This window comes from Microbacterium sp. GW823-FHT02G05, assembly GCF_058797175.1.
Genome location: NZ_JBXAJK010000001.1, coordinates 1105058 through 1125677 on the forward strand (window position 1 = coordinate 1105058; position 20620 = coordinate 1125677).

At 68.1% G+C, this 20620-nt stretch carries 22 protein-coding genes; 13 read left to right on the plus strand and 9 right to left on the minus strand.

Annotated features, from left to right (window positions below):
• Positions 1-12: 12 nt before the first annotated feature.
• A complete protein-coding gene (locus AC1REM_RS05250; RefSeq protein ID WP_492513672.1) occupies positions 13-627 on the minus strand; it encodes an antibiotic biosynthesis monooxygenase in 615 nt (204 codons plus the stop codon).
• A gap of 199 nt (positions 628-826) precedes the next feature.
• On the opposite strand from AC1REM_RS05250, the gene AC1REM_RS05255 reads away from it, so the two are divergent.
• Positions 827-1345: a hypothetical protein gene (locus AC1REM_RS05255; RefSeq protein WP_492513673.1), complete on the plus strand. Its 519-nt coding sequence runs from the start codon at positions 827-829 to the stop codon at positions 1343-1345.
• A gap of 27 nt (positions 1346-1372) precedes the next feature.
• Complete coding sequence (locus AC1REM_RS05260) at positions 1373-2557, plus strand: thiolase family protein (RefSeq protein ID WP_492513674.1); 1185 nt, start codon at positions 1373-1375, stop codon at positions 2555-2557.
• Between the two features lie 16 nt (positions 2558-2573).
• On the opposite strand, the gene AC1REM_RS05265 is transcribed toward AC1REM_RS05260, so the two are convergent.
• Positions 2574-3614 carry a putative endonuclease domain-containing protein gene (locus AC1REM_RS05265; protein WP_492513675.1) on the minus strand — a complete coding sequence of 347 codons (1041 nt, stop codon included), beginning with the start codon at positions 3612-3614 and terminating at the stop codon, positions 2574-2576.
• A 463-nt stretch (positions 3615-4077) separates the two neighbouring features.
• Here AC1REM_RS05265 and AC1REM_RS05270 point away from each other — a divergent pair, with 463 nt between their 5' ends.
• The 6 genes from AC1REM_RS05270 (at position 4078) to AC1REM_RS05295 (ending at position 10199) form a co-directional block, all read left to right on the plus strand.
• Positions 4078-5577, plus strand: a complete 1500-nt coding sequence (locus AC1REM_RS05270; protein ID WP_492513676.1) for a CoA-acylating methylmalonate-semialdehyde dehydrogenase — start codon at positions 4078-4080, stop codon at positions 5575-5577.
• 30 nt (positions 5578-5607) lie between these two features.
• Positions 5608-6789 (plus strand): acyl-CoA dehydrogenase family protein, encoded by a 1182-nt coding sequence (locus AC1REM_RS05275; RefSeq protein ID WP_492513677.1) that lies wholly within the window; start codon positions 5608-5610, stop codon positions 6787-6789.
• Positions 6789-7679 carry a 3-hydroxyisobutyrate dehydrogenase gene (mmsB, locus tag AC1REM_RS05280; RefSeq protein ID WP_492513678.1) on the plus strand — a complete coding sequence of 297 codons (891 nt, stop codon included), beginning with the start codon at positions 6789-6791 and terminating at the stop codon, positions 7677-7679. The genes AC1REM_RS05275 and mmsB overlap by 1 nt, the downstream gene beginning before the upstream one ends.
• Positions 7680-7726: 47 nt before the next feature.
• Positions 7727-8503: an enoyl-CoA hydratase-related protein gene (locus tag AC1REM_RS05285; protein WP_492513679.1), complete on the plus strand. Its 777-nt coding sequence runs from the start codon at positions 7727-7729 to the stop codon at positions 8501-8503.
• Positions 8504-8505: 2 nt separating this feature from the next.
• Positions 8506-8952: a putative immunity protein gene (locus AC1REM_RS05290; RefSeq protein ID WP_492513680.1), complete on the plus strand. Its 447-nt coding sequence runs from the start codon at positions 8506-8508 to the stop codon at positions 8950-8952.
• Positions 8953-9044: 92 nt separating this feature from the next.
• A complete protein-coding gene (locus AC1REM_RS05295) occupies positions 9045-10199 on the plus strand; it encodes a MalY/PatB family protein (protein WP_492513681.1) in 1155 nt (384 codons plus the stop codon).
• A gap of 1 nt (position 10200) precedes the next feature.
• Here the strand turns inward: AC1REM_RS05295 and AC1REM_RS05300 are convergent, their stop codons facing one another.
• Positions 10201-10743 (minus strand): MarR family winged helix-turn-helix transcriptional regulator, encoded by a 543-nt coding sequence (locus tag AC1REM_RS05300; protein ID WP_492513682.1) that lies wholly within the window; start codon positions 10741-10743, stop codon positions 10201-10203.
• A gap of 142 nt (positions 10744-10885) precedes the next feature.
• Here AC1REM_RS05300 and AC1REM_RS05305 point away from each other — a divergent pair, with 142 nt between their 5' ends.
• Genes AC1REM_RS05305 through AC1REM_RS05315 form a run of 3 tightly spaced genes read left to right on the plus strand, consistent with a single transcriptional unit; the run spans position 10886 to position 14309 of the window.
• Positions 10886-11662, plus strand: a complete 777-nt coding sequence (locus AC1REM_RS05305; RefSeq protein WP_492513683.1) for an electron transfer flavoprotein subunit beta/FixA family protein — start codon at positions 10886-10888, stop codon at positions 11660-11662.
• A gap of 8 nt (positions 11663-11670) precedes the next feature.
• Positions 11671-12648: an electron transfer flavoprotein subunit alpha/FixB family protein gene (locus tag AC1REM_RS05310; protein WP_492513684.1), complete on the plus strand. Its 978-nt coding sequence runs from the start codon at positions 11671-11673 to the stop codon at positions 12646-12648.
• A 2-nt stretch (positions 12649-12650) separates the two neighbouring features.
• Positions 12651-14309: a cytochrome b/b6 domain-containing protein gene (locus AC1REM_RS05315; protein ID WP_492513685.1), complete on the plus strand. Its 1659-nt coding sequence runs from the start codon at positions 12651-12653 to the stop codon at positions 14307-14309.
• A gap of 63 nt (positions 14310-14372) precedes the next feature.
• On the opposite strand, the gene AC1REM_RS05320 is transcribed toward AC1REM_RS05315, so the two are convergent.
• Positions 14373-14879 (minus strand): GNAT family N-acetyltransferase, encoded by a 507-nt coding sequence (locus AC1REM_RS05320; protein ID WP_492513686.1) that lies wholly within the window; start codon positions 14877-14879, stop codon positions 14373-14375.
• 140 nt (positions 14880-15019) lie between these two features.
• Between AC1REM_RS05320 and AC1REM_RS05325 the strand changes: the two genes are divergently transcribed.
• Positions 15020-15580: an acyl-CoA thioesterase gene (locus AC1REM_RS05325; protein ID WP_492513687.1), complete on the plus strand. Its 561-nt coding sequence runs from the start codon at positions 15020-15022 to the stop codon at positions 15578-15580.
• Positions 15581-15593: 13 nt separating this feature from the next.
• Here AC1REM_RS05325 and AC1REM_RS05330 read toward each other — a convergent pair whose 3' ends face one another.
• Positions 15594-16013: a hypothetical protein gene (locus AC1REM_RS05330; RefSeq protein ID WP_492513688.1), complete on the minus strand. Its 420-nt coding sequence runs from the start codon at positions 16011-16013 to the stop codon at positions 15594-15596.
• Entirely contained in the window at positions 16000-17343 is a 1344-nt protein-coding gene (locus AC1REM_RS05335) for a hypothetical protein (protein ID WP_492513689.1), read from the minus strand. The genes AC1REM_RS05330 and AC1REM_RS05335 overlap by 14 nt, the downstream gene beginning before the upstream one ends.
• 62 nt (positions 17344-17405) lie before the next feature.
• Here AC1REM_RS05335 and AC1REM_RS05340 point away from each other — a divergent pair, with 62 nt between their 5' ends.
• Positions 17406-18689 carry a hypothetical protein gene (locus AC1REM_RS05340; RefSeq protein ID WP_492513690.1) on the plus strand — a complete coding sequence of 428 codons (1284 nt, stop codon included), beginning with the start codon at positions 17406-17408 and terminating at the stop codon, positions 18687-18689.
• Here AC1REM_RS05340 and AC1REM_RS05345 read toward each other — a convergent pair.
• Genes AC1REM_RS05345 through AC1REM_RS05355 form a run of 3 tightly spaced genes read right to left on the minus strand, consistent with a single transcriptional unit; the run spans position 18673 to position 20581 of the window.
• Positions 18673-19290 (minus strand): hypothetical protein, encoded by a 618-nt coding sequence (locus AC1REM_RS05345; RefSeq protein ID WP_492513691.1) that lies wholly within the window; start codon positions 19288-19290, stop codon positions 18673-18675. The two genes, AC1REM_RS05340 and AC1REM_RS05345, sit on opposite strands and share 17 nt — an antisense overlap.
• Entirely contained in the window at positions 19287-19847 is a 561-nt protein-coding gene (locus AC1REM_RS05350; RefSeq protein WP_492513692.1) for a DUF4352 domain-containing protein, read from the minus strand. The genes AC1REM_RS05345 and AC1REM_RS05350 overlap by 4 nt, the downstream gene beginning before the upstream one ends.
• Positions 19844-20581 carry a hypothetical protein gene (locus AC1REM_RS05355; RefSeq protein ID WP_492513693.1) on the minus strand — a complete coding sequence of 246 codons (738 nt, stop codon included), beginning with the start codon at positions 20579-20581 and terminating at the stop codon, positions 19844-19846. Before AC1REM_RS05355 ends, AC1REM_RS05350 begins: the two co-directional genes overlap by 4 nt.
• Between the last annotated feature and the right edge of the window lie 39 nt (positions 20582-20620).

The window sequence follows — 20620 nt, forward strand, 5'->3', positions numbered from 1 at the left end:
TCCGCCCTTCTGTCAGCGCTGGAGCCAGGGGCGCAGCGCCTTGGTGACCCACGGCAGCACCCAGTACGCCATGATCGGGGTGAGCACGAGAGTGGTTGCAAGAACCCGCAACCAGATGTCCAGCGAGCCCCAACCCGGAATCGGGTTCGTCGCGTAGGAGAACGCGAGGTTCACGGGGAAGAAGCCGAGCCAGATGGCGGTGGCCTGCTTCCAGCGCGGGGGAGTGCGCACGAGCGCGACCGTCGTGGTGCCGTCGCCGGTCGGGGCAGGGATCGTGATGCTGCCCGTCGCCGGCTCATCGAACCAGCCCTCGATGCCCGTCCGGCGGCGGCTGCGTTCGCTGATCACGAGTCCGTCGCCGGTGGAGCGCCACCATTCGCGCTCGGGTGATTGCTCCCAGGCGTCGAGTGTCTCTTCGCTGTCGAAGCGATAGAGCATGTGCCAGACGTGCGAGTCGGAACTCTGTCGCACCCAGCCGGAGCCGAGAAAGCCGGGGTACGTGTTCGCGAGGTTCACCCCGCTCTGCGCCCAGGCCGTCGCTTCGGCGATGCGGGTGGGATCGACCTCGCGACGGATCGACACGGTGATCGGTGCGGGGGATGCAGTGACGCGGGATTCGCTGGACATGGTGAGCCTCGGGAAAAGCGTCTCCCCAGTCACACCCGGGTTGCGGAGGCGATGAGGAGACAAGACGACGCGCTCGGGGTTTCCGAGCGCGGGACACCTCCATTCTACGGATCCCACAGCTGGGCGGATGCTTCATGACGACGAGCGCGCGGGCGCGGATCGCGAGGCACGGAGTGGACGAATCTGGCAGGGTGGCAGGGTGTCCGCATCCTCGCTCATGATCCGTGTGTCTCGTTCCGTCGCCGCCGTCGCCCTGGCCGCCGTCGTGCTGAGCGGCTGCGCGCCCGCCGCGCCCGAGGCGACGCCGTCGCCCTCTGCGCCGGTCGCCGCGGAAACCTCGACCCCGACGCCGGAGCCCACCGTGGAGCCGGTCCGTGCAGAGCAGGGGTTCCGCACCTGGCTGGAGCTCTCGCGCATCCCGGATGCTCCCGCAGCCTGCGCGCTCATGACCCCCGCGCTCATCGAGAAGATGCTGGCCGAGGTGGCCGCGAGCGGGATGCCCATGAGCTCCTGCGAAGAGATGGTCGCCCTGACGGCCGAGGCATACCGCGCGACGGGTACGGATGCCGAGGTCAGCATCGCGGTACAGGAGGAGACGGCGACCGCTGCCACTCTGTTCGTCACCTACGTGAGCTCCGGCAAGTGCGGCACCGTCGTGATGGAGCGCGCCGGAGATGACTGGATCCTCACCGAGCAGTCCGAGGTCTGCGGCGCCTGATCCCTCTGCACGCGCGATGATGGAGGCATGAGCACGCGCAGAGAAGCCGTCATCGTCGATGTCGTCCGCACCCCGGTGGGGCGCGGCAAGCCGGGAGGTGCACTCTCAGGCGTGCATCCGGTCGATCTCGCCGCCGGAGTGCTCGCGAGCATCCTGGATCGAAACGGTCTCGACTCTGCTCTCGTCGAGGATGTGCTCATCGGATGTGTGAGCCAGGTCGGCGAGCAGGCGATGAACATCGGTCGACAGGCCGCGCTCGCCGCGGGTTTCGATGAACGGGTCCCTGCGACGACGATCGATCGGCAATGCGGATCCAGCCAGCAGGCGGTGCACTTCGCCGTGCAGGCGATCGCCGCAGGAGACGCGGACATCATCGTGGCCGGCGGTGTCGAGTCGATGAGCCGTGTGCCCCTTGGCTCCTCGCTCGGTGGCGTATCGCCGATGTCGCCGCGCCTACGCGCCCGCTACCCGGACGGTCTGGTCAACCAGGGCGTCTCGGCCGAGCTGATCGCTCAGCACTGGGGCTTCGACCGTGCGGCTCTGGATGCCTTCTCGGCGCGGTCGCACCAGCGTGCGGCGCAGGCGTGGGCGGACGGATGCTTCGCCGATGCCGTCATCCCCGTCGAGGAGGCTCCCGACGCCACGATCGATGAGACGATCCGGGTGACGACGACCGCGGAAGGCCTTGCCGGGCTGCCGGTCTCGTTCCGCACGGACGCGCTGGCCGAGCGATTCCCCGAGCTCGATTGGCGAGTCACCCCGGGCAACTCCTCGCCCCTGACCGACGGCGCCTCGGCAGCGCTGATCATGAGCGCGGAGCGTGCGGCCGAGCTCGGGCTGCGCCCCCGCGCGCGCATCCACGCAATGGCCGTCGTCGGAGACGATCCGCTCATGATGCTCACCGGCCCCATTCCGGCGACGCGCGCGGTGCTTGCGCGTGCGGGCCTGTCGATCGACGACCTGGATGCCTACGAGGTCAATGAGGCGTTCGCCTCGGTGCCGTTGGCGTGGGTGGAGGAGCTCGGCGCAGATGAGGCGAAGCTCAACCCCTGGGGCGGCGCCATCGCACTCGGTCATGCCCTCGGTTCCTCGGGAACCCGCCTGCTGGGCACCTTGCTCGCCTATCTTGAGCACACCGGCGGACGCTACGGGCTGCAGACCATGTGCGAGGGCGGCGGTATGGCCAACGCCCTCATCATCGAGCGCCTCTAGGTGGCGTAGCTGCCGTTCAAGGAGCGATGTTCACCCTGTTTTCGCGCGAAAGGGGGTGAACATCGCTCCCTGAATTGACGGCCAGGGCTGCCCGAACGCGCGCAATCAGATCTTCCGGACGCCGCAGCAGCGGCGCTGTGACTTCGATCACTATCCAGCCGGCGGCGCGCAGGGTCGCGGCACGTTCGACATCCTGTGCCCACTGCAGCCCATGCAGCATCCCGTGATACTCGATGGCCACCTTCGCCTTCGGATACGCGAGATCCGCGCATCCGAGAAAGCGACCGTTGTCGTCGTAGAGATCCACGTTCAGCGCAGGCTCGGGCAGCTCGTTCGACACCAGGATGCACCTCACGCGCGATTCCCGCGGCGACCAGGAATCCTCGCGGACCAACTCGAGTGCTGTGCGGAGGCGTGATGCGCCCAACCGGCGCCCGGCGCCCATCGCTTCGCGCAGTTCCGCGATCGTCGCGAGTGGCGGCCGGCCGGCGTGGAGACGACCACGCCCTTCACGCCACTGGCGGCAGAAATAGTCGCCGATGGCGACCAGATCGAAGGTCGGCAGGTGCCCGAGCATCGCCCACGTCGTGGCCGGAGAGGAGACGCGAAGACCTGCGTGCTCTCGCAAGATGGCCATGCTCGCGCGTACACGATGGCCGGTGATGCCGGCGGCCCGCGGTAACGGGACACCTCCCAAGGCACAGACATGCATAGCGAGCTGAGTGCGGTCAGCGATCTCGACCTCCGACGAGAACGCAAGGGGCAGGGGTGCACCCCAGATCGACGCGGCGGTCTCATGGCTGAAGAAGTGGCCGGTGTGCAGACGTGGGGCGTAGTCGCGGGCCGTCGCCACGCGGAATTGGCGTTGGCGTTCGTAGGGATCGTCGATCGCTGTGAGGAGCGCATCCTGCGAAGCATCCGCCGGGCGACGCACGCCGGGGAAGGGCGACCGCAGGTCTGCGCTGCGCAGTCGACTGTGGCTGATCCCATGTCGGCGTGCCGCCTGGACGGAGAAGTCGTCGCCGAGCTCGGAGGGGAGGATGCTGCGCGTGACCATCGGCTCAGCGTGCCATGCCGCGCAGAGCGAGGTGTCGGACTGTCCACAGCCTCCGTTCGAGGAGCGATGTTCACCCTGTTTTCCCGCAGAAGGGGGTGAACATCGCTCCTTGAACGGGAGGAGGAGACCCCCGCCGACCCGAATTCGGCGGGGGTCTTCGCGGCGTCAACACCGCGGCGGAGGCCCACGACAGGGCGGTCCGCGAAGCACGGAGGACGTACACCCCATCCGGTCGGCGTCTGCGATCCGCGCTGAGACAGTTCTACGCGGGAAAGATTTCCGTGAGGTAAACAGCGGGCGACAGCTCGCCCTGACGCTTTCGAAGAGCGATGTTCACCCCGTTCTTGGCCGAAACAGGGTGAACATCGCTCTTCGAACAAGATAGAAGGGCTCCCTAGTAAATTCTCTGTGATCCGCGTATCCTGAACAGGATGCCAATGACGGCACGAGAGGATCGAGCACAATGATTCGTGAAATCCCCCACTTCATAGGCGGAAAGCGTGTCCCGACCGCCGGCGGTCGCGTCGCGGACGTCTTCGAACCGAGCACCGGAGCCGTTCAGGCGCGCGTGCCGCTGGCCACCGCAGACGAGGTGCGCGCCGTCATCGCGAACGCCGAAGAGGCGCAACCGGCCTGGGCGGCCACGAACCCGCAGAAGCGCGCGCGGGTGCTGCTGCGTTTCCTCGAACTCATCCAGGGCGAGATGGACGACCTCGCACGACTTCTCGCGAGCGAACATGGCAAGACCGTGGACGACGCGAAGGGCGACATCCAGCGCGGTCTCGAGGTCATCGAGTTCTGCGTCGGCGCACCGCATCTGCTCAAGGGGGAATACTCCACCGGCGCGGGTGCGGGAATCGACGTGTACTCGATGCGTCAGCCGCTCGGCGTCGTCGCCGGAATCACGCCCTTCAACTTCCCGGCGATGATCCCGCTGTGGAAGGCAGGCCCCGCGATCGCCGCGGGCAACGCCTTCGTGCTCAAGCCCAGCGAGCGTGACCCCTCGGTGCCGGTGCGCCTGGCCGAGCTCTTCATCGAGGCGGGACTGCCCGCGGGCATCTTCAATGTCGTGCACGGTGACAAGATCGCGGTCGACACGATCCTGGAGGATCCGCGGGTGCAGGCGGTCGGATTCGTCGGGTCGACCCCGATCGCCGAGTACATCTACGCCACGGCCGCGGCGAACGGGATGCGCGCGCAGTGCTTCGGCGGGGCGAAGAACCACCTGATCGTGATGCCCGACGCCGACCTGGACCAGGTCGCCGATGCCCTGATCGGAGCGGGATATGGCTCGGCCGGAGAGCGCTGCATGGCGATCTCGGTCGCCGTTCCGGTGGGGGAGGAGACCGCGGACGCTCTCGCCGCGAAGCTCGCAGAGCGCGTGCGCGACCTCCGGGTCGGTCCCTCGCTCGCTGAGGGCATCGACTACGGACCGCTCGTCACCCGGGCCGCCGTCGAACGCGTCGAGGGCTATATCCAGCAGGGCATCGATGAGGGGGCGACGCTGCTCGCTGACGGGCGTGGACTGGTGGTCGACGGCTATGAGAGCGGCTTCTACCTCGGGCCGACCCTTTTCGATCACGTCACGACCGACATGGCGATCTACCGGGAAGAGATCTTCGGCCCTGTGCTGGTCATCGCCCGCGCTCACGACTACGAAGAGGCGCTGCGGATGGCCTCCGAGCACGAGTTCGGCAACGGGGTCGGCATCTTCACCCGCGACGGCGACGCCGCCCGCGACTTCGCCGCGCGCGTCAACGTGGGCATGGTCGGCATCAACGTGCCCATCCCCGTGCCGATCGCGTACTTCACCTTCGGCGGCTGGAAGAACTCCGGCTTCGGCGACCTGAACCAGCACGGCGCCGACGGCTTCCGCTTCTACACGAAGACCAAGACGGTGACGAGCCGCTGGCCAAGCGGCATCCGCGAGGGCGCCAGCTTCGTCATCCCCACCATGCACTGACCCACCGCCCACAAGGCAAAGGAGCCTCCGATGACCACCGTCACCCCAGAAGAACGCACCGCCATCCTCGACGCCGTGCGCGAGTTCGCTGACACCGAGCTCGCGCCGTTCGCCGCCGAGCGCGACGAGAAGCACCTGTTCCCGAGGGAGTCGCTGCAGAAGGGAGGCGAACTCGGCCTGGGCGGGATCTACGTCAGTGAAGAGCATGGTGGCACGGGCCTCGACCGGGTCGACACGGTGGCGATCTTCGAGGAGCTCGCGAAGGGGGACCCGGCCGTCGCCTCGTACATCTCGATTCACAACATGGTCGTCGGAATGATCGACGTCTACGGCGACGATACGCAACGAGCGAAATGGCTTCCCCTGCTCACCTCGATGGAGGGCTTCGGTGCCTACTGTCTGACGGAGCCGGGTGCCGGATCCGATGCCGCCGCGATCGCGACGAGTGCGATCCGCGAGGGCGATGAGTTTGTGCTGACGGGGGTCAAGCAGTTCATCTCCGGTGCGGGAGAGGCATCCGTGTACGTCGTGATGGCGCGCACGGGTGAGCCCGGGGCAAAGGGGATCACGGCGTTCCTCGTGCCCGCCGATACCGCAGGCCTCAGCTTCGGTGCGCCGGAGAAGAAGATGGGCTGGCATGCGCAGCCGACCCGTCAGGTGATCCTCGATGCGGTCCGGGTTCCGGCTGCCAACGTGCTGGCGGGCGAAGGGCGCGGGTTCGGCATCGCGATGTCGGCGCTCAACGGCGGCCGGCTCAACATCGCGGCCTGCTCGCTGGGCGGTGCCCAGTGGGCGCTCGATCAGGCAGTGCGTTACGTGCACGAGCGGTTCACCTTCGGCGACCCGCTGGCGGAGAAGCAGTCGATCATCTTCGCGATCGCAGACATGGAGACGGAGCTGCGGGCGGCACGACTCATGGTGCGCGACGGGGCCACCGCGATGGATGAGGGTGCGCCGGATGCAGCGATGCGCTGCGCGGCAGCCAAGCGCTTCGCCACCGACGTCGGCTTCCGCGTCGCGAATGAGGCCCTTCAGCTGCACGGCGGCTACGGGTACCTTCAGGACTACGGAATCGAGAGGGTCGTGCGCGACCTGCGCGTGCATCAGATCCTGGAAGGGACGAACGAGATCATGCGTCTCATCATCGGTCGTGAAGTTCTCAAGGCGGATGCCTCGGCACCACGTCTCACCACCGCGCAGAGGGCGTCCTGATGGCTACCCGGGTGGCCTTCCTCGGCCTGGGGCACATGGGGCTGCCGATGGCGCACAATCTCGTCGCCGCGGGCTACGACGTCATCGGATTCGATGTCGTCCCCGCGGCGATCGAGGCCGCGCGCGCCGTAGGCATCCCGATCGCGGAGAGCGGCATCGCCGCAGCATCCGACGCGGACGTCGTGCTGACGATGTTCCCCAGTGGTCGACACGTGATCGACGCCTACGAGAAGGGGCTGCTGGCGGCCGCGCGCGCAGACGCCCTGTTCATCGACTCCTCCACGATCGCCGTGGATGAGGCCCAGACCGCGCACGAGCTCGCGCTCGCCGCAGGACATCGCAGCATCGACGCACCGGTCTCCGGTGGCGTGGTCGGCGCGGAGAACGGCACGCTCGCCTTCATGGTCGGCGGATCGGACGAGGACTTCGCGAGCGCGCTGCCGCTGCTGGAGGTCATGGGCCGAAGGATCGTGCACTGCGGCGGCCCGGGACTCGGACAGGCAGCGAAGGTGTGCAACAACATGATCCTCGCGGTGTCGCAGATCGCTGTCGCGGAGGCATTCGTCCTGGGGGAGCGGCTGGGGCTGACGCATCAGGCGCTTTACGACGTGGCATCCAACGCCTCGGGGCAGTGCTGGGCGCTGAGCACGAACTGCCCGGTGCCGGGGCCGGTTCCCACAAGCCCGGCGAACCGCGACTATCAGCCGGGCTTCGCCGGAGCGCTTATGGCGAAGGATCTCGGCCTCGCGCTGCAGGCGATCGAGGGCACGGGAACGGACGCCAGGATGGGCCGTCTCGCGCAGGAACTGTACGCGGCCTTCGCCGCGGGCGAGGGCGCGAGCCGCGACTTTTCGGGCATCATCACCGACATTCGCGACGGCACCGTTTAGCGGGAGATACTGGAGGGGCCGCAGCGTCGCGGCGGAGGGGAGCCGACATGGCGGAGTACGAGACTGTCCTGGTCGAGCAGCGAGGACGCGTGGGGTGGATCACCCTGAACCGTCCTGACGCACTGAACGCACTGAATGCGCAGGTGTCGCGCGAGGTCTCGCACGCCGCTGCGGCGTTCGATGAAGACCCCGGTGTGGGGGCCATCGTCGTCACCGGATCCGACCGCGCCTTCGCCGCGGGTGCCGACATCAAAGAGATGGAGGACATGACGGCCGAGCGGATGCTCGCGACCGACCACTTCGGCGAATGGAACACGTTCGCCGCGGTTCGCACCCCCGTCATCGCCGCCGTCTCCGGCTACGCGCTGGGCGGCGGATGCGAGCTGGCGATGATGTGCGACATCATCCTGGCCGCCGACTCCGCGAAGTTCGGACAGCCCGAGATCAACCTCGGCGTCATCCCCGGCATGGGCGGCACGCAGCGACTCATCCGCGCGGTCGGCTACTACAAGGCCGCCGAGCTCGTGCTCAGCGGGCGGATCATGGATGCCGCCGAAGCGGAGCGCAGCGGCCTCGTGTCGCGCGTGGTTCCCGCTGCGGAACTGCTCGCCGAGGCATCCGCGCTCGCCGAATCCATCGCCGCGAAGTCACTGCCCTCGGTGTACGCGGCCAAGGCGGCCCTCGACACCGCGATGGAGACGACCCTCGCTGAGGGGCTGGCGCACGAGAAGACCGCATTCGCGGCCCTCTTCGACACCGCCGATCAGAAGGAGGGCATGTCCGCCTTCCGAGAGAAACGTCCGCCGGAATTCCGACACCGATGAGCATGACGATCGATACGACCCTGCCGGACGACGACGATCTGGAGTTGCCCGAGCGCGACCGCCGCGCCCTTGTGGAGTGGACAGTCGCGTGCGCGGAACGGCTGCTGCCGCTCTATCTCGCGGAACGTCCGGATGACACGCGCCCCCGCGACGCCCTCGACGCGGCGCTTTCGTTCCTCAGCGGCGAGCTGAGCATCGACGAGGTGCGCGAGAGCGCGTTCGCCTGCCATGCCGCCGCGCGCGAAGTCGAGGACCCCGCGGCAAGCGCCGCCGCACGGGTCTGCGGGCAGGCTGCCGCTGTTGCGCACATGGCCGGCCACAGTCGCCAGGTGCCGCGGCACACGGCCAAGGCCTTCCCCGATGACAGGTCGCGCCGCGACGAAGAGCTCGCCTGGCAGCGGATGAACATTCCCACGCGTTACGACCGCTACGTCTACGAGGGCGACTGACCCTTTTCCGGCGCATAGAGTGGACGGTGCGACCCCCTCGGCGGCGACTGCCCAGCATCCGCTCGAGCTCATGGCAGACGGAGTGAATCACAGTGCACAAGGCTTTCGACGAGACCACGATCGCAGACCTGCAGGAGCAGGGGAGCCTGAAGTGGACCCACTTCCCGGACACGATCGGCGCGTTCGTCGCCGAGATGGACTTCGGCACTGCTCCCGCCGTGCGGGACGCGATGCACGCGGCCATCGATCGCGGGCAGCTCGGCTATCTGCCGCAGCACCTGCTCACCGGTCTCGGTGAGGCGACCGCCGCCTGGCACCGCGATGCCTACGGCTGGGAGATCGATCCTGAGCGCGTGCACCACGCCTCGGATGTGCTGAACGCGCTTGAGGTGACGATCCGTCACTACTCGACCCCGGGGTCGCCGGTGATCGTGCTGACGCCGTCGTACATGCCGTTCCTGCGTGTGCCGAAGGAGTGCGAGCGCGAGATCATCGAGGTCCCGATGCTCGTCCGCGACGGTCGATACGAGATGGACCTCGACGGCATCGAGCGTGCGTTCGAGGCCGGTGCGAATCTCTTCATCCTGTGCAACCCGCACAACCCGGTCGGAACGGTGTTCCGCCGCGACGAGCTGCTCGCGCTGAGCGAGGTCGTCGAGCGCCACGGCGGACGTGTGTTCTCCGATGAGATCCATGCGCCGCTCATCTATCAGGGTGGCAGCCACGTGCCCTATGCGAGCCTGAGCCCTGAGACGGCCGCGCACACCGTGACGGCCACCTCGGTGACCAAGGCCTGGAACATTCCGGGCCTCAAGTGCGCGCAGCTCATCTTCAGCAATGATGCGGATGTCGCGACGTGGAACGACGGCGCGCAGGTGGCGCGCAGCTCGGCGAGCACGATCGGCGTCATCGCGAGCATCGCCGCGTACAACGAGGGCCGCGAGTGGCTCGACGGTGTCATCGAGTACCTTGACGGCAACCGTCGCGAGCTGCACGCGCAGCTGGCCGAACACCTGCCCGAGGTGACCAGCACGCTGCCGGAGGGCACGTACATCGCGTGGCTTGATGCGCGTGCTCTGGGGCACGAGAACGCGTCGGTGTTCTTCCGCGAGGTGGCCGGTGTGGCGCTGACGGATGGCGTCGCCTGCGGACGCGGCTACGAGAACTACCTGCGCTTCATCTTCGCGACGCCCCGTCCGGTCATCACGGAGGCCGTGCGCCGTATGGCGGCGGCCGTTCACGGCTGAGCTACGGCGAGAGCGGTTCGGGCTGCGGCCGCGGATCTGCGAAGTCGCCCGCGTTCTTGCGCATGCGTGCGACGATCGCGACGAGGTCGGTGGCGTCGTCTTCGCTGAGGCCCGGATCTGCGAAGACCTCGCGGTTGAGGGCCTCGGTGGCGTCCTCGACGAGCGTGCGTCCTGCGGGGGTGAGTTCCAGCAGAGCCGCGCGTCCGTCGTGCGGATGCTTGTGCCGGGCCACCAGGCCGTCGCGAACGAGACGGTCGGCGGTGCTCGAAACGCTCGTCGCGTGCACCTGCAGACGTGCCACGACACTTGACAGAGGCAGGCGCCCTTCGCGGCTGAACGCCAGAAGTCGCAGCACCTCGTAGCGGGCGAACGACAGCTCGAAGGGCTTCAGCGTCGATTCGACGCGGGCGAGGAGCAGCTGCTGCGCGCGCATGACCGAGACGACGAGAGACATGCCGCCTGCGGCATCCGTCCACCCGTGCGCGAGCCACTGCCGCTTCGCCTCGGCGAGCGGATCGACAGGCAGCGGGTGCGATCGGGCCACGGCTCTACGGTACCGGCAGGGCAGTCGATTTCCCCGTCGTGACGAAAGCCTGGATCCAGTGCCTGAACCTGAGTCGCAGGGTCGATGAGACTCAGTCTCACCGGCTAGAATCGAGAATCAAGAGCGTCGTGAGGAGTAGTCGATGAAGATCTTCGTCCTGGTCAAAGAGGTGCCCGACACCTATGGCGACCGCACCCTGAACCTTGCGACGGGACTCGCCGAACGCGGGGCGAGTGACGCCGTGCTCGACGAGATCACCGAGCGGGCACTCGAAGTCGCGCTCGTGACCGCCGCGGCGAATCCGGGTTCAGAGGTCGTCGCACTGTCGATGGCTCCCGAGACGGCGACGGCCTCGGTTCGTCGCGCTCTCGCGATCGGTGCGGATTCGGCGGTGCACATCGCCGACGAGGCGCTGCGTGGGGCAGACCTGGGCGTCACAGCGAAGGTCCTCGCGGCGGCGATCCGCCGTGGCGCTCCCGATCTCGTCATCACCGGAAACCTCTCCACCGACGGCTCGGGCGGCGTGCTTCCGGCGATGCTCGCCGAGCACCTCGGCTTCGCCCAGGTCACCGCGCTGAGCGCTGTGCAGATCGGGGCGGACGCCGTCACCGGCACCCGCGCCACGGACTTCGGCGCGCAGGAGGCATCCGCGCCGCTGCCGGCCGTGATCTCGATCACCGAGGCGCTGCCGGATGCTCGCTTCCCCAACTTCAAGGGCATCATGGCGGCGAAGAAGAAGCCGCTCGAGGTGCTGAGCCTCGCCGACCTCGACGTCGACATCGACCCGGCCACAGCTCCCCAGGCGATCATGACGACTGTCGCCGAGAAGCCTGCCCGCGCCGCGGGTGTCAAGATCACGGATGAGGGCGACGCCGGCGTGCAGCTGGTCGAGTTCCTTGTGCAGAACCGGCTGGTGTGAGGACCATCATGAGCTACCCCGCAGACGCAATCCTTGTTCTCGTCGACGTGACCCCGACCGGTGACGCGGCGCCCTCCACGGCAGCCCTCCTCGGTGCCGCCGCGCAGATCGGCACTCCGGTCGCGCTCGTGGCCGCCCCGGCGGGCACCGCCCAGGCTGCGGTCGACGCCGCCGCATCCGCGGGTGCCGCCGTCGTGCTGACGGCCGACGCGGATGCCACGGCGCTGACCGTTCCCCTCGTCGATGCGCTGCAGGCCGCGGATGCGCTCGTGCACCCGGACGCCGTGCTGGTCTCGAACTCGATCGCCGGTCGTGACGTCGCCGGCCGCTTCGCCGCCCGCGCCGAGCGCGCCCTGCTGGTCGACGCGATCGGCGTCTCCCGTGACGATGAGGGCATCGTCGCGCATCACTCCGTCTATGGAGGGGCGTTCCTCACGGACTCGGCGGCGACGTTCGGCGCTCCGGTCATCACCGTGCGCCAGGGTGCCATCGATGCGCGTGCTGAGGCGCAGCAGGCGCAGGTCGAGGAGCTCTCTGTCACCGCTTCCGGTGCGGCCGTGGCCACGGTCGGCGTGATCGAAGCGGTCGAGGCGACATCCTCGCGTCCGGATCTCCGCGGCGCAGCGCGCGTGGTCTCCGGCGGACGCGGGCTCGCCTCGAAGGAGAAGTTCGTACTCGTCGAGCAGCTCGCCGATGCTCTGGGCGCTGCGGTCGGTGCATCCCGTGCGGCTGTCGATGCCGGGTACATCCCGCAGTCGCACCAGGTCGGTCAGACGGGCGTCTCGGTCTCGCCGCAGCTCTACATCGCCCTGGGGATCTCGGGCGCGATCCAGCACCGCGCAGGAATGCAGACGGCGAAGACGATCGTCGCGATCAACAAGGACGGCGAGGCGCCGATCTTCGACGTCGCCGACTTCGGCATCGTCGGCGATCTGTTCACGGTCGTGCCGCAGGTGATCGAGGCACTCGAAGCCCGGAAGAAGTAGTCATGGTCGAGCGGATGCTGCGCCGAGGCCTGCCACGCGTCGCCGGAGGCGATCCGTGGCCGCCTGCTCAGGCCGTCGAGGTCGTGGTGAGTGCCGAGGCGTCCGCCGGGCCCGTGCCCGTCGTGTCTCCCGTGCCCGCGCCTGCGGTCCCAGAAACCCCGGTCTCCGCAGGCCTGAGCCCCGCAGAAGTGGGACCGCTCGCAGAGCAGAGCCCCGCGGTCCCAGAAACTCCGCCAGCGTCGGCCGCTCACACTGCGAAAGCAGGACCACTCGGTGCGATGCGTCGCGGGCTGCCGCGCGTCGCCGACGGTGAGCCGTGGCCCCCTGCTGGCGTCGCGTCGCCGGCGGGTGTCACCACGCCCTCGTCAGTGGTCCCAGAAGCTCCGGCCTCGGCGGGACTCAGCGCTGCAGAAGCGGGACCGCTCGCAGAGCAGAGCCCCGCGGTCCCAGAAACACCGGCGGCGGGGACTGCGCAACCAGCACAGACGGGACCGGCCGCGACGATGCGCCGCGGGCTGCCGCGCGTCGAAGGGGGCGAAGGGTGGCCGCCCGCAGGGGTGACCGCTCGCGTCTCGGTGGCCGCGGCGACGACGGATGCGCCGCCCGTGCCGGCATCCGAGGTCGCTGAGGTTCCCGTGGTCGCACCCGCCACCGTTGCGACGGCCATCGTCACGCGTGACGTCTCGACGCCGCTGCCGTTCCGTCGAACGGTCTGGCAGGGAACGGCACCGCGCCATGCGGTCGAACCAGAGCCCGAGGCATCCCGCTTCCGCCCCACCTGGCCGCAGGTGCTGGCCGGACTCATGGGTGCAGTTGCGCTCGGCATCATCGCAGGTGCCGGCATCGCGCTCGTACGCGCAGTGCTGAGCATGTCGTTCATGCAGGACTTCCTGGCGGCGTTCCCCGGTGAGTACCACCTGCCGGAGGGCACGCAGCCCGGCTTCCCCGCCTGGATCGGCTGGCAGCACTTCTTCAACGTGTTCCTTATGGTGCTGATCATCCGTTCGGGTCTGCGCGTGCGCAGCGAGAAGCGGCCTACGGTCTTCTGGGCACCGCGGGGCAACGCGAAGGGCAAGATCAGCCTGACGCTCTGGTTCCACCAGGCGCTCGACATCCTGTGGCTCGTCAACGGTGTCATCTTCGTCGTGCTGCTCTTCGTGAGCGGACACTGGGTGCGCATCGTGCCGACGAGCTGGGAGGTCTTCCCGAATGCGCTGTCGGCGCTGCTGCAGTACATCTCGTTCGATTGGCCGACCGAGAACGGCTGGGTGAACTACAACAGCCTGCAGCAGCTTGCGTACTTCACGACCGTGTTCATCGCGGCTCCACTCGCGGCGATCACCGGCTTCCGCATGTCGGGGATGTGGCCCAAGAAGGCCGAGAAGCTCTCGAAGGCCTACCCGGTCGAGTGGGCGCGCACACTGCACTTCCCGATCATGCTCTACTTCGTGGCTTTCATCTTCGTGCACGTGATGCTGGTCGTCCTCACCGGATTCCTCCGGAACCTGAACCACATGTATGCCGCGCAGGATGCCGTCACCTGGACCGGCTTCTGGGTCTTCATCGCATCGATGGTCGTCATCGTCGGCGCATGGATCGCGGCGAGACCGATCGTCCTCGCACCGATCGCCAAGGTCTTCGGCAACGTCAGCGGGCGCTGAACGCAAAGACAAAGTGAGGGGCGGATGCTGTGCAGCATCCGCCCCTCACTCTTGCGAAGATGATCAGCGCACGAAGCGCACCTCGGTGAGCGTCTCGCCGAGGAAGGGCTCGGTGTGCGAGGCGCCGTCGAGGGTCATCCCGTTGCGCGTGTAGAAGCGGTGCGCGCGGGGGTTGTCGTCGGCGACCCAGAGGTAGACCGGCTCGTCCTTCTCGATTGCCGCATCGAAGAGGCGCTGGCCGATGCCGGTGCCGTGCCACTCCTCGAGCAGATAGATGAAGTACAGCTCGCGGAACGCGGGGGCATCCTTGTCGCGGGCAGGACCCGAGCCCACGAAGCCCACGATCTCGCCGTCGACGAGGGCGGCGCTCATGCGGAAGTCGGGACCCTGGGCGGCCCAGTGCGTCCAGAGCTCTGCCATGCGACGGGGCGACACGTTCTTCAACGCGGCTTCGCTGATCAGGTGGTCGTAGGTCTCGTGCCAGCACTGGGCATGGACGCGACCGAGGGCTTCCGAATCCACATCACGGACCGGACGGACAATGACTTCAGGCTGGGCAACGGCGCTCATGCCGTGACTCTACGCTCGCGACGCCCTGACACGAAATCGAGGCGAAATCCAGGGCGAGATGCGCGAGGCCGTCGGTCGTCTCTGTGCGTTCTCTACAACGGAATGTCGGATCTGTGCGGTGATTGCTACGCTCGCACCTCGTGAACGTGATCTGGCGCACTCTCCTGACGATCCTCGGCGCACGACGACGTGTGCGACGCGAAGGGCACATCGACGCGACCGCCGTCGGCAGCATCCGCCTCACCACCCTGCCGACAGATCTCGACATCCTGCAGCACATGAACAACGGCCGGTACCTGTCGCTGTTCGACCTCGGACGCTGGGACCTGCTCATCCGCACCGGCCTGTTCGACGCGATGAAGGAGCGCGGCTGGTACGCCGTCGTGTCGAGTGAGACCGTCACCTTCCGCAAGTCTCTGGAGCTCTGGCAGCGCTTCGATGTCGAGTCGCGCTTCATCGGTCATGACGACAAGGCGCTGTTCCTGGAGCACCGCGCTGTCGTCGACGGTGAGGTCTATGCGCGTGTGATCGTGCGCGCGCGGATGCTGCGCCGCAGCGGCGGGACGATCTCGCATGAAGAGCTCTTCGGCGCGCTCGGACGGCCGGAGGGTGTTCCTGACATCGACGAGTGGATCCACGACTGGGCCGTCGCCAGCGCCCTGCCGCCGACGAAGAAGCCCGCCCCGAGCATCTGGGCGTGATGCGTCCGCGTCGTCAGCTCGTCGGCGTCTGTCGGCGAGCGAGTGCCCGGCGGAGTGCCGGTCCGAAGAGCGCGACAAGAGTGGCGAGAAGCGCCCACAGTGCGAGCGCCGTGAGTGAGACGTTGCCTGCGAGCGCCAGCCAGTCCACCGTCGTGGGGAGGGGATCCACCCGATCGCCGATGATCCGGACGACCGTCGGGTAGTCCGAGAACGCGTATCGACTGAGGTCCTGGTGATACCAGGGGATCGGCCATCCGAAGGCGACGCTGCGCATGGCCTCAGCCGAGCGCACCGTCACCGGAACCATGTGCGCGATCGTCCAGGTCGTCGCGAGCGCGGCGAACAGCAACCCGGCGATCATCGCGATCCGCTGTGGCCAGCGCCCGTGCAGTGCCCGCGTTGATACGCGCTCAGGCGAGTCAGGCTGCGTCATTCCAGGCCTCCAGGAAGGTGCGCTTGTGCCGAGTGGCGTCACGGATCTCGGCCGGATCGCCAGCGCGGGTAGCGGAGAAGCAGAGACTGTCATCCGGCCATTCGACGCAGACCCTCTCGTTTCCGTTCGACAGTGCGCGCAGCGCCTGTGCAGAGGCGATCAGAGCGGCCTTCGCCGGTGGGGTCCGGAGCACGAGATCGATTGAGATGCCGTGCACGGCGCTGACGGATGCGACGCCATCGTCCGAGGCGAGGGCGTTGGCAAGAGAGAGCCGCTCGGCGAGGTCGCCGGGCGTCGCCGTGACCCGCAGTGACGGCGCATCAGCTGGTCCCGCCGTCGCCTCGATCGTGGAAAAGCCTGCGGCTTCTGGAGCGGCCGAGAGTGCCGCGCCGAACGTGCCGGCGTTCTCGCGCGAGTCGAATCGGAACGAGGCGGAACGGTCGTCGGTCCAGACGGCGAGGAGTCCCGTGTGCGCGGCGGCGCCGAGACCTGAGAGCAACGCTCGCGTGGTGGCTCCACTCGCACCCGGAGCCAGCGTGACCAGATCGCTCTGCACGAACACATCGACCGGCGCACCACCGAGGAGGGATGCCGCGAGAGACGCCGCGTCGTCCGCGTCGTTCTCGTCGGGCACCTTCAGCGTCAGCTCGCTCTCCGACGCCCGGAACACACGGAGGGGCAGTGCGGCGAGGATCCCGTCATACACCTCGCGGGCCGTCTGCAGCCACGGCCCCGGTCGTCCCTCGACGCGCACGGCGACAGAGGCATCGCCGGGGGTCTCCACCGTCAGCGCGGCGTTCCGCGCGGCGGCGGGCAGCGCCTTCTCTGATTCGGCGAACAGGGCGAACGCGTCGGTGGGCGCCGTGACGACCAGGCTCACGTGATCGACCGTGCGCCGATAGTCCGAGGACTGAACGGCACCGGAAGTGACGCGAGGATCGGAGCGATAGTCCTCGACGAGATCGAGCACGTTCTCATTCGCGGCGTGCTCGGCCAGGACAGGGAAACGCCATCCGTCGCCGTCGAGGTCGATGCGGTAACGCGGATCCGACGCATCGCCGATGAGGTCTTCTCCGAACGCCCGCACGTCCTCGGAGAAGGCGCGCCTCTGCGGATCGTCCAGGTCGGGCCGGAGGAAGACCGTGCCGCCCACGCCGCCGGTGAAGGGCATGTTGTCGGCGGTCGACAGTTCGAGGCGCTCGACCGCGGGAGCATCCGCGAACTCCCTGGTGAAGTCCGTGACCTCCGCGCTGCCTGCCAGGCAGCCCGTGAGAGACATCGCCGCCGCACATGCCACGGCGACGGTCAGCAGGCGTTTCGGTCTCGACATTCGGCGCATCGTGCCTCACTCTAAGCGACGAGATGGCGCGCCGTGCGCGGTAGCGTAGGCGCGTGCTCTCGATTCTGCAGACGTTCGGTCGCGTGCTGCGGCGGCACTGGCCCGCCCTTCTCGCATGGGCCCTGATCGGTGAGCTCGGCAGCTATGCCGCGATCGAGATCTCGGGTTTCGTCGGCGCGTACACCTCCGTCGGCGGCCTGCTCCTGCTCCCGCTCGCGGTGCTTGTGCGACTGGTGAGTTTCGTGGCGATGTTCCTCGTCATCCGCGATGCCCTGCAGAACCTCCAGGCGCTGGCGCCGGTGCCGGCATCGCCCGCGGAACGGCGCAGGACCTTCGTCGACGCGCTGCTGCTCAGCATCCTGCCGTTCTTCGCTGTGTATGCGGCATGGGGGATGCTGCGCGATGACGTAACGGCGTACTCCGAGCGCGCGCTGGAGGTGCGGCAGGGGCTTCGCTTCGAGTCGATCCTGAACGGCTCGACGCTGGCGGAGGACGCCGTCACCAATATCGCCTTCAGCCCGCTGACGGTGTCGATCGTGCTGGTCGCGTTCTCTGCCCGCTGGCTGGTGAAGCGCTTCGCGGAGCGGCTTCCGAAGATCGCCGCCGTCATCTCGGTCTACCTCGAGGCCGCCTGGGTCTTCTTCACCGCCTTCTTCGTGTCGAACGCCATCGGCTCAGTGACCGGATGGATCGACAGCCGCGTCGCCACGCAGTGGCTGGCCGATGCGCGGCAGTGGTTCAGCGATCAGTTCGTGCCGGTCGCCTGGATGTGGGACTTCGTCGAGTGGGCCCTGGGTGCGATCGGCGGAGTGATCCTGGAGCCGCTCGCCTGGCTCGCGATCGCGGGTGTCATCTATGGCCAGGCGATCGCGCCGGAGCGTCTTCGCGTGAAGTTCCGTTCCGTGGAGACCGCGAAGGGGCGCTACGAGCGCGTGCCCGAGGTGGTGCGCGCACGCATCGATGACGTGGCGGATGGCTTCATCGGGCGCTTTCGGCCGATCGGTCGCTCGCTGCTGCTGATGTTCCGTTCCGGGCCGCTTCTGCTCGCGGGTTTCGTGTTCGCGCACGCCGTGCTGATCTTCGTGGAGAACTCCGTCAAACCGGCGATCGTGCTGCTGTTCGGTCCACAGGATCTCTACACCTTCTGGATCGTCGCCGACACTCTGATCTTCACGCTCATGGCGCTGCTGATGGAACCCCTGCGTGTCGTCGTCGTCGCGGTCTTCTACGACGCGACGCTGGGTGGATTGCGCAGGTCGGTGGTCGCGGAAGCGGCGAAAGCGGATGCTGCCGCGCAGTCGCCCAGTCCTCCGGGTCCGGCTACGGATCGATCGTGAAGCGGATGAACTCCGGACTCGTGAGGGTGTCGATCTCGACCCAGTAGGGTCCCTCTGCGTCGTCGGGCACGACGAACGGCACGAAGATGTCGAACGGCTCGGATTGATCGGCCAGACAGTCGGTGGGCTCTTTGGAGTCCGAGGGCAGACCGATCTCCGTGCGGACCTGCGTCCAGCGGCGGCCGGTGCGCTGCTCGACGAGTTCCGGGGCCTCGCAGTTGGTCTTCTCGCCCCGCACATCGACGGGGATCTGCACGAGGATCAGGCTGCTGCCCGGTGGGACATCGAAGCCCTCGTCCGTGGCGAACGCCTTGGACTTCACCGGACCCCAGATCGCGTCGGCGTGCGTGACGACACCTTCCTCGTCCGGGTCGATCGCGATCACGGGCCGTCCGGAGAAGTATCCCCACCATTCGTAGGAGCCGATCACACCCACCGCGAGGGGGAACAGGACGGCAATCGCCCCCAGGGCGAGTCGATTGCGGCGCCACCAGGTCTCGCGCGGCGGCGCTGCCGACGCGGCATCCGTGATCTCGGGTACCACGAGCGGCGGAGCCAGCGGTGGGGCAAGAGGGTTCTGGGCGTCTTCGGGCAGAGTCATCGTGTCGACCACCCGTTCGGGAGGAGCTCGGCGTCGGTGGCCACGGGAAGCGTGTCGAGGTCGATGGGCACCTGGATCACGGAGTCACCACGGGTGTCGCTGCTGGTGGAGAGCGAGAGGACCGCGGTTCCGGTGAGTGCGCCTTCCGGAAGCTCGAACGCGACGCTGCCGGAGCGCGGCACGCCGGCCACGAGACGCTGCTGGAAGAACGACTCCATGCGCTCGCTCGCCTGGAACGTCAGGTCACCGATCTGGAGGGTCGCCCCTCGCAGGCCCGCCGTCGACGAGACCACGGCGGCGGCGTCGAGATCGACGACGAGCCAGGTGCCGGCGGCCTGCCACTCCGGAGTGGACGCCATTCGCGCGGCACGTACGTCGGTCACGGTCGCGACGATGTTGCGCCCGCCCGCCTCTTCGCCGATCTGCGCCGTGACCACGTGCGCGGGTTCGATCGCGTGTTCCGGCGGGGTCGCCACGCCCACGCCCCAGGCCGCGACCAGGAGGACCGCCGCTCCGGCCCACGGGGCGGCGCGGCGCGGCCAGGTCTGTCCGGTCATGGTGTCGCCTCCACATAGGCGGTGCCGAGCCCGATGTCGTCTACCGTCACCGTGACGTAGGCGCCGGTGCGGAGGTCCGTCCAGTACTCGCCGCTCACGACCATCGTGCCGACCGTCTCGACACCCGTCGGCAGGCGGAGACGGATCTCGTCGCCGTCGCGAAGCGTATCGGCGGCGACCTGCCACGACAGGACCACCCGGACGGGCACGTTCGGCTGGAGGTAAGGGTTGAAGGTCACTTCGTCGATGCGCGAGACGCTGGCCTCTCCGTTGAGGATGCCGGTGGTCTCGTCGACATCGCGCGTCTCGACATCGACGAGCGTGATTCCCCGCGCGGCGTCGAAGCCGAAGGAACTCCGTGGCTCCTGGTCGCGGTTGACGAGATCCATGACAACCGTGAGCACTCGGTCATCGCTGTCGTCTGCCGGATAGACGCCTGATCCGCTGCGCTCATCCGCGAGCTCGGCGCTCACGACGGTCATCTCCAGCTCCGCGCCGAGGAACATCTGTCCTGCGCTGAGCTCGGGGATCGCGGGCTTCGCCACCTCGGCGGCACCGCCGAAGGCCGCCGTCGCGCCCAGGAATGCGAGCGTGCCGATCGTCGCGATCCACTTCGTCGGCACACGATCGTTGACGGCGCGCGCCCAGCGGCGGGGCGACCAGCGCGGAGGAGTATGCGGGGGAGCAGCGGGCGGCGCAGCATCCGCTCCGCCGGGGCTCTGCTCACTCGTCACGCCACACAGCCTAAAGCCGCGAGCGTGATTCTGCGCGCC